We start from the raw sequence: 13,006 nt of genomic DNA on the forward strand, positions 1-13,006 counted from the left end.
AAATCGGCCCAGATCCGCGAAATTTTAATCAGCGAGTCAGCTTGGGAAGAAATGACCTGCTTATTCGCACCTTCCCTAACCGGTTTGGCAATAGACTCAATATCAACAGCCTGAAAATCTTCCTTATGCAGGCGGGCACGAGGCGCCTGGCCTGTGATGCATAAAATAGGAATAGAATCGGCAGAAGCGGAATACAGCGCGGTGATCATGTCAGTACCTGCCGGGCCGGAAGTGCCAAGGCAGACACCAATATTTCCTGCCGTTGCACGCGTATAGCCTTCCGCCATATGGGAAGCACCTTCAACATGACGAGCCAGAATGTGACGGATACCTCCGTGCTTACGCATCGCGGAGTAGAACGGGTTAATTGCCGCTCCTGGAACCCCAAATGCGGTGGTGATGCCTTCTTTTTCCAGCACATACATTGCCGCGTCAACGGCTCTCATTTTTGCCATTTTCTTTCTACCTCTATTTATTGGAAAAATTTTCCAACTTTGAAAAGATCCAAAAAAGTCCCGCTCCTCTGAGCGGGCTGCGACTTACGCTACGGGTGCTTTTAAACCAAGCGCCGTACTGATATCTCGTGCAGTATCCCGTACCAGCTCCCCCTGACTGATAAAACGATCTTCCGTCAGTCTGGATGCGGGCCCCGAAATAGAGATGGCAGCGACGACACTGCCTGCATCGTCATAGATAGCAGAAGCGATGCAATTCAATCCAATAACATGCTCTTCGTGATCGACGATATAGCCGTTCTCACGCGCCAATTCCAAATTGCGCAGCAGAGTCGGAAAGTCTACCAACGTGGTCGGCGTAAATTGCTGCAAACCCGTTTTCACGACGATGTCCATTAGCTCTTCTTCCATCAACGGATAAAGCAGTGCTTTTCCCGCACCAGAAGCATGTAGCGGCATACGACTGCCCAAAGGTGCGCACATTCTGACCATTGATTTGCACTCCTTCTGACCAATCAACACCGCTTCGGTGCCATTGCGAATCGCGACATTAACCGTTTCGCCTGACAGCAGCATTAATCGGTGCATAAACGGTCCGGCTACCGACAGAACATCGCGATTATGAATATACGCGGATCCTACGTTGAATACGCCTAACCCAATATGCCACCAGCCTAACTGGCTGTCCTGATAAACAAAATCAGCAGCCTGTAAAACCTTTAACAGGCGAAAAGTCGTGGAGAGCGGCAAATCCAGACTGCCGGAAATATCGCTTACTGAAGAACTGCCTCCACTTCTTTCGAGATACTGCAAAATTGCAATGCCTCTCTCAAGCGCCTGAGCGCCCTTTTGCGCGACCGGCTCCGCCTGTCCAGGCCTGCCACGCCGTCTTACTTCCGTCTCCACTACATTTACTCCGGCCCAAAATATGAGCATAAACAATGAACAATATGCTCATATTAAGCAAGAAGGCCGATAGCGTCACGCAAAACAGAGTTCATGTGCCGGGATACTTTCAACATCGCAATTATCGCTACCACCGCGATCGACGGTCAGAAAATTAGTCACGGTTTGCCAGGCAAACAGCGGATGATGCCAGACGTTTCGGTGGTAATTCACACCCTGTTGGCCATTGGTGATAAAAGCTTTTAAGGTGGAAAGATCGGGTTTGTCCTCGCCGAGCGCGACAATCACCACAAACGCTTCGCCATTCATAGGCATAAATGCCTGGGTGCCTAGCGGGTGGCGCTCCAGTTCATGCACAACAATCGGCATAGCCGCCGGTTGCGCGCGGTTAATACTGATGAGCGTACGATCCTGTTCCAGGACTTCCACATTAGCCAGGTCGTGATAACGCTCAACGAGCCCATCATTGATATGAAAAAAATCACGTTTATCAGTTTCTATGACATCGCCATAGGCACTGAACGTGTGCTGATTTAACGGTAATACCTCAAGTTTCATCATCATTTCCTCGTAACTGAATTCCGCTGAACCGCAGTCAGAACACGTGGCGGTTTCAATACCATGCAATCTAAAACCTTCGTGATTTAACATCAACACAAAAATTGGAAAATTTTTCCAAAACTAGATTTAGACCACAATTTAAACAAGGCCATTATGCAAAAATACTTATAAATCAGAGAACAAGAAATCAGGCTTAGAGAAGATCATTAAGGGAGTAGCTGACGATGTTTGACCCGGAAACACTGCGTACCTTTATCGGCGTCGCCGAAACGGGAAGTTTCTCCAGGGCGGCGGATCGCTTGTGTAAAACCACGGCCACCATCAGCTACCGTATTAAGCTTCTGGAAGAAAATACCGGCGTCGCGCTGTTCTTTCGCACCACCCGAAGCGTGACGTTAACCGCCGCCGGTTCTCATCTCCTTTCTCAGGCAAAAGACTGGCTCGCATGGCTGGACAGCATGCCCAGCGAGTTGCAACAAGTGAACGACGGCGTAGAGCGCCAGGTGAATATTGTGGTCAACAACCTGCTGTACAGCCCTGAAGCCGTCGCTCGCCTGTTATCCTGGCTTAACGCACGCTACCCCTTTACTCAGTTTCACTTTTCCCGGCAGATTTATATGGGCGTGTGGGATTCTCTGTTGTACGAAGGATTTTCACTGGCTATCGGCGTCACCGGCACTGAACCAATGGCAAACACCTTTACCCTCGATCCTTTGGGTTCTGTTCAGTGGCGATTTGTCATGTCGGCAGATCATCCGCTGGCAAACATCAGCGGTCCATTAACGGAAGCGCAACTGCGCCGTTTTCCGGCAATTAACATTGAGGATAGCGCGCGGACCCTGACCAAACGGGTCGCATGGCGTCTTCCAGGTCAAAAAGAGATAATCGTCCCCGACATGGAAACCAAGCTTGCGGCGCATCTTGCAGGGGTGGGTATCGGCTTCGTTCCGCAGCCGCTCTGCCAGCCGCTGCTGGATAGCGGGCAACTGGTTAGTAGCATCATCCCGACCATGCGTCCCCCCTCTCCCTTAAGCCTCGCATGGCATAAGTTTGGCGCGGGTAAAGCCGTTGACGATATAGTGGCGCTGTTTACCCAGCGAAAACCGGAAATTGCCGGATTTTTAGCAATTTTCAACAATGCACGCGATTGAAAATCAAGTCATCCTCTCATTTGGCGCGTAAAATAGTACGCAGGATGATTTGAGGTTTCGTTTTTTACTATGCAAGACACACAAACAACACAAGACTACCGCGCAATTTTGCTCGCCGGTACGCCTTTAATCGATGTACGCGCCCCCGTCGAATTTCAGCAAGGCGCAATGCCGGGCGCAATCAACCTTCCCTTAATGAACGATGACGAACGTGCCGCCGTTGGGACCTGTTATAAACGTCAGGGACCCGAAGCCGCCCTCGCGCTCGGCCATCAACTGGTCTCGGGTGAAACCCGCCAACAGCGTATGCATGCCTGGCTGGATGCCTGTCGTCAAAATCCTGCGGGCTATTTATGCTGCGCGCGTGGCGGTCAGCGTTCGCATATTGTGCAGCAGTGGCTGCACGAGTCCGGCATTGACTATCCGCTGATTAAAGGCGGTTACAAAGCCCTGCGCCAGGCAGTGATACAGCTGACTGAAGAATTAGTGCAAAAGCCGATCGTCTTAATTGGCGGCTGTACCGGGAACGGCAAAACCCAACTGGTGCAACAGCAGCCAAACGGTGTGGATCTCGAAGGTCTGGCGCACCATCGCGGCTCCTCGTTTGGTCGCACCGTTGAACCTCAATTGAGTCAGGCGAGTTTTGAAAACCTGCTGGCGGTTGAAATGCTCAAAACCGATAGCCGTCAGGATTTACGTCTGTGGGTACTGGAAGATGAAGGCCGCATGATCGGGGCTAATCATCTGCCCGAATGCCTGCGCGAGCGCATGACCCAGGCATCAATTGCGGTGGTGAACGATCCTTTTGAGCGTCGTCTGGAGCGACTGCGTGAAGAGTATTTCGTGAAGATGCACCACGATTTTACCCACGCTTATGGTGAGAGCCAGGGCTGGCAGGAGTACAGCGAATATCTGCACCACGGTCTGTTTGCTATCCGCCGTCGTCTGGGTTTACAACGTTTTGCCGAGCTGACCACCCTGCTCGACGTCGCTCTGCGCGAACAGCAGGCGACGGGCAGCACCGACGCCCATATGGGCTGGCTGGTGCCGTTGCTCAACGAGTATTACGACCCGATGTATTGCTATCAGTTGGAAAAGAAAGCCGCGAAAATCGTCTTTCGCGGCACATGGCAGGATGTGTCTGACTGGCTTAACGCACAGTGATCAGTGTCTGTCGCGCTTATCTGCGCGTTTTGCCAGCCAGTCGCCCAACACCTGAACGACCTGCACCAGAATAATCAGCGCCACTACGGTGACGATCATGACCTGGGTTTCGTAGCGGTAATAACCAAAGCGAATCGCCAGGTCGCCGACGCCACCGCCGCCAACGATACCGGCCATCGCGGAGTAACCGATCAGACTCACCAGTGTTATCGTCAACCCTCGCAGCAGACCCGCGCTCGCCTCCGGTAACAGAACGGTGCAGATGATGCGCATCGGGCTGGCGCCAAACGCTTCCGCCGCTTCAATAATCCCTTTATCGACTTCACGTAACGCGCTATCAACCAGACGGGCATAGAAAGCGATTGCCGCCACTGAGAGCGGTACCGACGCCGCAATCGGGCCAATGGTATTCCCGAGCAAAAACTGGGTTAGCGGCAACAGCAGAACCAGCAGGATCACAAACGGCACCGAACGAATGATATTCACCAGCACGGAGCTGAGCAGATACACAAAACGGTTTTGCCAGAATAAATGCCGATCGGTGACGAAAATAAGAAAACCGAGCGGCAGTCCGCCAATAATTGCCAGCACCGTAGAGATGCTCAGCATCTGGAAAGTTTCATTAAACGCCAGCGTCAAATCCGGCAATAAATCATCCACGAATCACCTCCACCTGTGCAGTACGTTGACGAATATGTTCCACGGCGACATCCACCGCAGAAGGGTTATGCGGCGCGGTCAGTTGCACCACCAGAATCCCCAGCGCACGTTCGCCGATATACTCAATTTTGCCGTGCAGAATGTTCACCGCCACGCCAAATTTAATCGCCACTTCTGACAACACCGGCTGTTCCGCCGAATCGCCGATGAACAGAATTTTTAGCAACTGGCCAGGCAGATGCTGGCGCAGACGCTCGGGCAGCGTCAAATTGAGGGTATGTGACACCAGCTGCTGTGTGAACGCATGCTGCGGGTGAGCAAAAACGTCAAACACCTCACCGGATTCCACCACCTTGCCGCCGGACATCACCGCCACGCGATCGCAAATCGATTTGATCACGTTCATCTCGTGAGTGATCAGCACGATCGTGATCCCCAACTGTTGGTTGATCTGCTTAAGCAACGCCAGAATCGTGGCTGAGGTTTCGAGGTCCAGCGCCGAGGTAGGTTCATCACACAACAGCACATCCGGGTGATTGGCAATCGCGCGGGCAATACCCACACGCTGCTTTTGCCCACCGCTTAGCTGAACCGGAAAGCGGTTCGCCTTGTCTGACAGCCCCACCAGCGCCAGGATTTCGCTCACGCGCGGGCCAATTTTACTGCGCTCCCATCCGGCAGCCTTCAGGCTAAAGGCGACGTTTTGCGCCACGGTACGGGTATGCATCAGGTTAAAATGTTGAAAAATCATCCCGATACGCTGACGGGCTTTACGTAGATGCCCCCCTTCAAGCGCAGAAATTTCTACGCCGTTCACCTTCACGCTTCCCTGGCTCGGACGCGTTAAGGCGTTCAGGGTACGCAGCAGCGTACTTTTCCCCGCGCCGCTGGTCCCGACAATGCCAAATATCTCACCTGCGCCGATGCGCAAGCTGACGTCATCAACCGCCCGGGTTGATGGTCCACGGCCTGCGCTAAAATCCACGCAAACTTTCTCTATCTCAATCATAGCCACCTCAGAAATGCGAAAAGGGCAGTCGTCGCTGCCCCTGTTAACCCTTGTGCGCAGCGATTATTGGGCTGCCGACATCCATTCCGGTTTCTGGAAGGCGCTGTAGATATTTTGCGGATCGTCGATCACCGCGCGATACGCCGGAGATTTCACCGCCTCAACAATATCTTTGGCGAACGGTTTATCTGCATCTTCAGTGCGTACCGCGATGATATTTTTCAGATTTTCGTCCAGGTGTTCCTGCTTAATGGCGCTGGCGAGATCCATTTTTGCCGCCACGGCAAAGTTACCGTTGACCAGCGCACCGGTCACACCGTCCAGCGTACGTGGCAGCTGTGCCGCTTCCAGCGGTTTAAACACCAGCCCTTTCGGGTTGCTGGCGATATCGCGCTCGGAGGCTTTAGTTGGATCAATATTGTCTTTGATGGTGATAAGGCCAATAGACTGCAGGAAACGCAGACCGCGAGCCAGGTTGGTGGGATCGTTGGAAAGCGTGATCACATCCCCTTTTTTCAACTCATCCAGGCTTTTGATTTTATGTGAGTAAAAACCCATCCCGGCCGTCGGGACCACAATCAGCTTACTCAGCTTAAGTCCTTTATCGGCGGTGAATTTGTCAAAATAGAGCGAGTGCTGGAACAGGTTAGCATCAATGCTACCGTTGGAGAGCGCCATGTTCGGTTGCACGTAGTCGCTGAATTCGCGCACTACGACCTTATAGCCTTTCTCTTTCAGCGTAGGGGCAATGGCCTGTTTCACCATATCTCCGTATGGCCCAGGCGCGACGCCAAACACGATGGTGTGCGGATCACTGTTCGCATGAGCAAACTGTAATCCACAGGCCAGTAACAGCGCCCCGGTCGCGACGCGTAAACTCTGACGCAATCCCATATTCTCTCCATTTTAACGTTGTGGTGTCATATCTCACGCCGTTCTTGCGGCGTTGTTCTTGTTGGCCCGTTAACAGGCTGATTGTTAACATGACACAGATCACAACCTGCTGTCCTTGAAATTATTTCATGATGTTGCAGAGTATGTTTTTAAATGAAAGAAGGCATGAAAAAGCCGGATGTCGGCACAAGTGCCTAATCCGGCCTACAACAGCTCTCTTAGGCCCGATAAGCGCAAGCGTATCGGGCGGCAGGCGTCGATTAGAAATCGTAACGCAGACGAACCAGGTTCATATCACCCAGATTGTCGGTGCTGGAAGTGAATACGTGTTCGTAATCAACACGGAAACCGTAATCCAGCTGGAAGCTGATACCCACGCCGTTGTCGGTACGCAGGTAGTTACGGCCATTCACGTACTCAATACGGTCGCCCATAAAGTAAGGCTGAACGGATTTCAGCGCATACTGACCCACCGGGAAGGTGTAACCCGCGAAGTATTCCAGACCCCACGCATCACCGGCAAAGTAGTCGTTAACAGAGACTTTTTTGGTGGTCATGAAGTTTTGATACCAACCGCCGCCCAGCGAGAAGGTCCAGTTGTCCGGTTTCCAGCTCAGCGCAGTACCGACGATGTTTTGATCGTAGGTTTTGCTGGTGTTACCACGCATTTCCGCGCGGGTGTAGTTCCACGCCGTACCCCAGGTCAGGTCATCGGTAATGTGATAATCCACACCCAGCGAGCCGCCGCCTTTACGCTTGTAGCGCAGACCGTTGTTCGGGTTGTAATCATCACTGAACAGATAAGAGGCGTAGAGATCCACATCACCAACGGTATTCTTATACTTCAGTGATTTACGCGTACGATAGGAACCATCATAGTCGCCATTAATACCGTTACCTGGCGCCTGACCGATCATGTCATAGTCCCAGATATCCGTTTTCGCACCGACTACATCATAGTAAATGCTGTTCTGTTGACCGAAGGTCAGCGTACCCCAGGTTGCACTCTTCAGACCGGTGTACAACATACGACGCGTGGTATCGTTGGCACCGTCAGCGTAGTGGTTATCCCAGTTGAACATCGCCGGGAAGTTAACGCCCAGCTCGTAGTAGCTCACCCAACTGATATCATCAAACAGATAGTAGTCAGCGGCGAAGCGGAAACGTGTACCGCCATCGAAGCCATTACGTTTGTAGCCATTCTTACCATCGTCACCGGCCATATTCTGGAACTGCGGACGAATACTGCCGCCGACGGTGAAGTTAAGACGGCTCAGCGGGTTGCCCGCCTGCGGATCTTGTTTCAGGACCGTGATTTCCGCCTGTGAAGCGAAAGTCGTTAATGCCACTGCTGCGCCGATCGATACCGCCAGCGCTGTTTTTTTTATAGTCATTATTTATACCTTGATAGATAGCCTGCCAATTATTCAGCACACAAATATTAACGTTTATTAATACTCTCGTGTTGTTGGGTTTTTATTGTTCTGTGCTGTTAAATATCAAGGAGTTATCATTTTGTGCTACATAGAAAAAAAGACGCACCGATTTAAAAACCGGTGCGTAATCATCACGAATATGAATTAACTACTGAACTGACGGAATAGCGCTTTACCTTTTAGCAGACGTGAACCGAGCCATCCGCCGCATAAAGAGAGCAGCAATGCTCCACTAAATGGTAATACTACCCACAGTCGCCAGTCTGGTTCCCACGGGAAATCAAACACTCTGGTTTGCAGTACCGCCAGCGCCGTTTCTGCGCCGATGGCTGCCACCAGTCCGGCAACCATCCCGAGCATGGCGAACTCGCACCACAGCGTGGTACGCAGCAGCTTCTTACCCGCGCCCAGCGTGCGCCAGACCACCAACTCCTGATGACGCTGACGCATCCCGACCTGGACCTGCGCCAATAGCAGCAGCATGCCACAGGCGGTGACCAGTACCACCATCACCTCCAGTGCGCGGCTCACCTGATCCAGCACCTGGCTCACCTGTTTGAGGATGGCGCCAATATCCAGCAGGCTGATGGTCGGGAATTCGCGGTTAAGCTGCGTTAGCATGCCGTTGCTGTTCTCCCAGCGAAAGCTGGTTAACCAGCTTTGCGGCTGAGCATCCAGCGCGCCGGAGGGGAAGATAAAGAAGAAGTTGGGCCGCAGGCTTTCCCAGTCCACTTTGCGCAGACTGCTGACCGTGGCGCTGAAATCCTGGGTGTCGCCCATAAAGGTCACTCGATCGCCGAGTTTGACGTTCAGCCGTTTCGCTAACCCCTCTTCCATCGACACTTCGCCCGCTTTTGGCGGCCAGCTTCCGGCGGTTATCGGGTTATGATCCGGTCGGGTATCCTGCCAGGTAAGATTAAGCTCGCGGTTCAGCGCCTCATCCTGATTGCCTTCGGTCGGCTTCTCATTGATCGCCGTCAGACGCGCCCGCACAATCGGATAGAACGATTCCGGGATCACCTGATGCTCGGACAGGAAAGCCTTCAGCGGAACCACCTGCTCGGTGGCAATGTTGATCAGAAAATAGTTCGGACTTTCCGGCGGCATTTGCTGCTGCCAGCGGTCGAGCAGATCGCCGCGCAGCACCAGTAACAACGCCAGCAGCATAAAGGAAAGCGAAAATGCCGACAGCTGGCTGAGCGTTGACCACGGCTGGCGCAGCAGTCGACTGACCGCCAAACGCAGCGGCAGTGAGGAGAGCGTCAGGCCACGCAGCACGTTGAGCAGCATCCAGCCGAGCACCCCACACAACAGCGCCAGTACCACCGCGCCAGCCAGTACCGCCCACAGCAGCGGACTTCCACCCATCAGTCCGGCAAGCAGTGCAATCACGACTATCACGACCACCGGCAAATAAAACTTCAGCGGCCAGACGTTTGCCACCACGTCACGGCGTAGCACCCGCAGCGGCTGCGTCGCCAGCAGTAGGCGGTAAGGGCGTAACCCCACCAAGAGCGAAATCACCGTCATGGTGCCTAGTGCCCATAGCCACGGCCAGGGGCTGGCAGGCGGTAGTTCTCCGGGCAGAACCGGCTTGAGCAGCAGCACCAGCACGCGCTCAAATAACAGCCCGAATAGTCCGCCGGTCACGCCAGACAGCGCCAGCACCATCAACCATTGACCAACAATCAGCCTGCGCAACTGCGCTCTGCCCGCGCCGAGGGTTTTCAGAATAGCCACCAGATCGTAACGGCTGCGGCAATAATGGCTCATCGCCACGGCAACCGCGGCGACTGCCAGCAACAGCGTTAACAGCGCCGACAGCAGCAAGAACTGTTGCGAACGCTCCAGTGATTTCCCCAGCGCGCCTTCATCCTGCTCCAGCCCATACCAGCGTTGTTCAGGCTTTAACTGCGGCAGTAACCATTTTTCATAGGCTGCCAGTTGCGACGGCGTGCCGCCAAATTTATAGCGCCAGGTCACGCGGCTTCCCGGCTGGACCGCCGCCGTTTTTTCGACATCCGCCATATTCATCATCAGGCGCGGCGCTATCTGGAATGGATTAAAACCAGAGTCCGGCTCCTGCACCACCTCCCCGGCAATACGCAGCGTGGCATCGCCAACGTCGATGGAATCACCGACTTTTAAGTTGAGTAGCGCCATCAGACGTGGGGCCAGCAGCACCGAGCCCGGCTGCGGTTTCAGTCCCGGCGGATTGGTCTGCAACGTGCCGTACATCGGATACACATCATCCACCGCTTTGACGTTCGCCAGTTGCGGCGTATCGCGGGCAAAAGTCATGGTAGCAAAGGTCAGCTGTTCTCCCACCTTCAGACCACGCTGTCGCGCCTCGTCAATCCACGCTTTCGGCACGGTACGCGAACTTTGTAGCGACCGATCGCCCGCCATAAACTCACGGCTTTGCTGGCTCAGCCCTTTTTCCATACGATCGCTGATATTGCCCAGCGCCAGCACACAAGCTACCGCCAGGCTCAGCGCCAGCCAGACAATCAGTAATGAAGGCGAGCGCCATTCGCGCCAGAACCAGCGTGCAATCATGCCACCTCCTGCAACTGTCCGTTCACCAGGCGTAAACGCCGATCGCAACGCGCCGCCAGCTGCGGGTCATGGGTCACCAGAATCAAGGTGGTACCGTGTTCCCGGTTCAGAGAAAACAGCAGGTCGGCGATTTTGTCTCCGGTCTGACGGTCCAGATTGCCCGTTGGTTCATCGGCAAACAGCACGTCAGGGCGACCGTTAAAGGCCCTCGCCAACGCCACGCGCTGCTGCTCCCCGCCGGAAAGCTGGGCCGGAAGATGATCAAGACGTTTTCCCAACCCCAGTTGCTCCAGCAGCGTTTTTGCCCCGTCACGACTTTTTCCGCTGTTTTCGCCGCGCAACAACGCGGGTAGTTCGACGTTTTCCAGCGCGTTGAGGGTCGGAATTAACATGAATGACTGGAAGACAAAACCCACGTGCCGCGCCCGCAGCTGCGCCCGGGCTTCTTCGTCCATGGTGTGCAGCGCCTGCCCCACCAGGCTGACTTCACCGCTGGTGCCATCGTCCAGCCCGGCAAGGATCGCCAGCAGCGTGGATTTCCCCGATCCCGACTCGCCAATCAACGCAATGGTCTCAGCGCGTTTGACAACCAGTTCAACTCCGGTAAGGATGGATAGCTCATGATCACCCTGACCGACGGATTTCTTAAGATGATGAACTTCAACAATGTTTTCCGCTGGCATTGGCCTTTCCTGTTCCTGGTCCTGTTAACTTTCCGCGCCGCCGCTGCGGACACGTTATTAATTCTGGGTGACAGCCTGAGCGCCGGATACCGTATGTCCGCCAGCGCCGCGTGGCCTGCGCTACTTAATGATAAATGGCAAACAAAAACGCCGGTGGTAAATGCCAGCATTAGCGGCGACACCTCGCAGCAGGGTCTGGCCCGTCTACCTGCATTGCTCAAGCAGCACCAGCCGCGCTGGGTGCTGGTCGAACTTGGCGGCAACGACGGCCTGCGCGGCTTTGCGCCTGCGCAAACCGAACAAACCCTGCGAACAATTTTGCAGGACGTGAAAGCGGCAAATGCCGAACCACTGCTAATGCAAATTCGTCTGCCGGCAAACTACGGTCGCCGTTATAATGAAACCTTTAGCGCGATTTATCCAAAGCTCGCCAAAGAGTTTGATGTTCCTCTGCTGCCATTTTTCATGGAAGAGGTTTATCTGAAACCCCAGTGGATGCAGGATGATGGTATTCATCCTAACCGTGATGCCCAGCCGTTTATCGCCGACTGGATGGCGCAACATCTCACACCTTTTCTATCCTAAATAATTCGAGTTGTATGAAGGCGGCAAGTGAGAGAGTTCCCAGGAGCATAGATAACTATGTGACTGGGGGGAGCGAGCGTAGCCAACGCACAGACAACTTGAAGTATGACGGATATAGTAAATCACGACTCATAAAACAACGGAGATCCTGACAGGTAAAGTTATGCAAAAATCGGTCTTAATAACAGGATGTTCCAGCGGAATCGGCCTGGAAAGTGCGCTTGAGCTAAAGCGCCAGGGTTTTCAAATTCTGGCAGGCTGTCGCAAACCTGACGATGTCGCGCGTATGAACAGCATGGGATTCACTGGCGTGTTGCTGGATCTGGATTCACCCGAAAGCGTGGATCGTGCCGCCGATGAAGTGATCGCCCTGACCGATAATCGTTTATATGGGATCTTTAACAACGCCGGATACGGTGTCTATGGTCCACTGCCCACCATCAGCCGTGAACAGATGGAACAGCAGTTTTCCGCCAACTTTTTTGGCGCACATCAGCTTACCATGCGCCTGTTACCTGCCATGTTACCCCACGGCGAAGGGCGCATTGTGATGACCTCATCGGTGATGGGATTGATCTCAACGCCGGGACGCGGTGCCTATGCCGCCAGCAAATATGCGCTGGAAGCCTGGTCCGACGCGCTGCGAATGGAACTGCGCCACAGCGGGATTAAGGTCAGCCTGATTGAACCCGGCCCCATTCGTACCCGCTTTACCGAAAACGTCAACCAGACCCAGAGCGATGCTCCCGTGGAAAACCCCGGCATTGCCGCGCGTTTTACGCTGGGACCAGAAGCGGTTGTCGCCAAAGTGCGTCATGCGTTTGAGAGCGATGAACCAAAGCTACGTTATCCGGTTACGCTGGTGACCTGGGCAGTGATGCTGCTTAAACGCCTGTTACCAGGCCGCATAATGGACAAAATTTTACAGGGTTGAGTTGAAGCT

The 13,006-nt window shown here is 53.8% G+C and carries 13 protein-coding genes; 4 read left to right on the forward strand and 9 right to left on the reverse strand.

Going from position 1 to position 13,006, the window contains the following annotated elements:
• The 3 genes from OGY18_RS00395 to allA form a co-directional block, all read right to left on the reverse strand.
• The coding region (locus OGY18_RS00395; protein ID WP_286551189.1) for a thiamine pyrophosphate-binding protein at positions 1 to 455 on the reverse strand (455 nt) is incomplete at its 3' end.
• An 84-nt stretch (positions 456 to 539) separates the two neighbouring features.
• Positions 540 to 1,361, reverse strand: coding sequence for an HTH-type transcriptional repressor AllR (allR, locus tag OGY18_RS00400; RefSeq protein WP_249415552.1), 822 nt, complete (start codon positions 1,359 to 1,361; stop codon positions 540 to 542).
• A gap of 75 nt (positions 1,362 to 1,436) precedes the next feature.
• Entirely contained in the window at positions 1,437 to 1,919 is a 483-nt protein-coding gene (gene allA / locus OGY18_RS00405) for an ureidoglycolate lyase (protein ID WP_048226465.1), read from the reverse strand.
• 227 nt (positions 1,920 to 2,146) lie between these two features.
• Between allA and allS the strand changes: the two genes are divergently transcribed.
• Positions 2,147 to 3,073 carry an HTH-type transcriptional activator AllS gene (gene allS, locus OGY18_RS00410; RefSeq protein WP_181509277.1) on the forward strand — a complete coding sequence of 309 codons (927 nt, stop codon included), beginning with the start codon at positions 2,147 to 2,149 and terminating at the stop codon, positions 3,071 to 3,073.
• 69 nt (positions 3,074 to 3,142) lie between these two features.
• On the forward strand, positions 3,143 to 4,237 hold the full coding sequence (mnmH, locus tag OGY18_RS00415) for a tRNA 2-selenouridine(34) synthase MnmH (protein ID WP_286551193.1): 1,095 nt from the start codon (positions 3,143 to 3,145) through the stop codon (positions 4,235 to 4,237).
• Here the strand turns inward: mnmH and OGY18_RS00420 are convergent, their stop codons facing one another.
• The 6 genes from OGY18_RS00420 to ybbA form a co-directional block, all read right to left on the reverse strand.
• Positions 4,238 to 4,897, reverse strand: coding sequence for a methionine ABC transporter permease (locus tag OGY18_RS00420; RefSeq protein ID WP_003831085.1), 660 nt, complete (start codon positions 4,895 to 4,897; stop codon positions 4,238 to 4,240).
• On the reverse strand, positions 4,890 to 5,906 hold the full coding sequence (sfbB, locus tag OGY18_RS00425) for a virulence-associated ABC transporter ATP-binding protein SfbB (RefSeq protein ID WP_286551195.1): 1,017 nt from the start codon (positions 5,904 to 5,906) through the stop codon (positions 4,890 to 4,892). Before sfbB ends, OGY18_RS00420 begins: the two co-directional genes overlap by 8 nt.
• Positions 5,907 to 5,969: 63 nt before the next feature.
• A complete protein-coding gene (locus tag OGY18_RS00430) occupies positions 5,970 to 6,800 on the reverse strand; it encodes a MetQ/NlpA family ABC transporter substrate-binding protein (protein ID WP_063941337.1) in 831 nt (276 codons plus the stop codon).
• 260 nt (positions 6,801 to 7,060) lie between these two features.
• Positions 7,061 to 8,194 (reverse strand): porin, encoded by a 1,134-nt coding sequence (locus tag OGY18_RS00435; RefSeq protein ID WP_123268429.1) that lies wholly within the window; start codon positions 8,192 to 8,194, stop codon positions 7,061 to 7,063.
• Between the two features lie 186 nt (positions 8,195 to 8,380).
• Entirely contained in the window at positions 8,381 to 10,795 is a 2,415-nt protein-coding gene (gene ybbP, locus OGY18_RS00440) for a putative ABC transporter permease subunit YbbP (protein WP_286551199.1), read from the reverse strand.
• A complete protein-coding gene (ybbA, locus tag OGY18_RS00445; RefSeq protein WP_003831080.1) occupies positions 10,792 to 11,478 on the reverse strand; it encodes a putative ABC transporter ATP-binding protein YbbA in 687 nt (228 codons plus the stop codon). The genes ybbP and ybbA overlap by 4 nt, the downstream gene beginning before the upstream one ends.
• Here ybbA and tesA point away from each other — a divergent pair.
• Positions 11,449 to 12,063 carry a multifunctional acyl-CoA thioesterase I/protease I/lysophospholipase L1 gene (gene tesA / locus OGY18_RS00450; protein ID WP_032934351.1) on the forward strand — a complete coding sequence of 205 codons (615 nt, stop codon included), beginning with the start codon at positions 11,449 to 11,451 and terminating at the stop codon, positions 12,061 to 12,063. The two genes, ybbA and tesA, sit on opposite strands and share 30 nt — an antisense overlap.
• 163 nt (positions 12,064 to 12,226) lie before the next feature.
• Complete coding sequence (locus OGY18_RS00455; protein ID WP_286551204.1) at positions 12,227 to 12,997, forward strand: SDR family oxidoreductase; 771 nt, start codon at positions 12,227 to 12,229, stop codon at positions 12,995 to 12,997.
• Positions 12,998 to 13,006: the final 9 nt, after the last annotated feature.

It is taken from the genome of Citrobacter sp. Cpo142, from assembly GCF_030332425.1.
Classification (GTDB): domain Bacteria; phylum Pseudomonadota; class Gammaproteobacteria; order Enterobacterales; family Enterobacteriaceae; genus Citrobacter; species Citrobacter portucalensis.

Excerpts from the sequence above, each read along its gene's own strand:
- allA (WP_048226465.1), bottom strand. The coding sequence starts at position 1,919 with ATGAAACTTGAGGTATTACCGTTAAATCAGCACACGTTCAGTGCCTAT.
- allS (WP_181509277.1), top strand. The coding sequence starts at position 2,147 with ATGTTTGACCCGGAAACACTGCGTACCTTTATCGGCGTCGCCGAAACG.
- mnmH (WP_286551193.1), top strand. The coding sequence starts at position 3,143 with ATGCAAGACACACAAACAACACAAGACTACCGCGCAATTTTGCTCGCC.
- sfbB (WP_286551195.1), bottom strand. The coding sequence starts at position 5,906 with ATGATTGAGATAGAGAAAGTTTGCGTGGATTTTAGCGCAGGCCGTGGA.
- OGY18_RS00430 (WP_063941337.1), bottom strand. The coding sequence starts at position 6,800 with ATGGGATTGCGTCAGAGTTTACGCGTCGCGACCGGGGCGCTGTTACTG.
- OGY18_RS00435 (WP_123268429.1), bottom strand. The coding sequence starts at position 8,194 with ATGACTATAAAAAAAACAGCGCTGGCGGTATCGATCGGCGCAGCAGTG.
- ybbP (WP_286551199.1), bottom strand. The coding sequence starts at position 10,795 with ATGATTGCACGCTGGTTCTGGCGCGAATGGCGCTCGCCTTCATTACTG.
- tesA (WP_032934351.1), top strand. The coding sequence starts at position 11,449 with ATGAACTTCAACAATGTTTTCCGCTGGCATTGGCCTTTCCTGTTCCTG.
- ybbA (WP_003831080.1), bottom strand. The coding sequence starts at position 11,478 with ATGCCAGCGGAAAACATTGTTGAAGTTCATCATCTTAAGAAATCCGTC.
- OGY18_RS00455 (WP_286551204.1), top strand. The coding sequence starts at position 12,227 with ATGCAAAAATCGGTCTTAATAACAGGATGTTCCAGCGGAATCGGCCTG.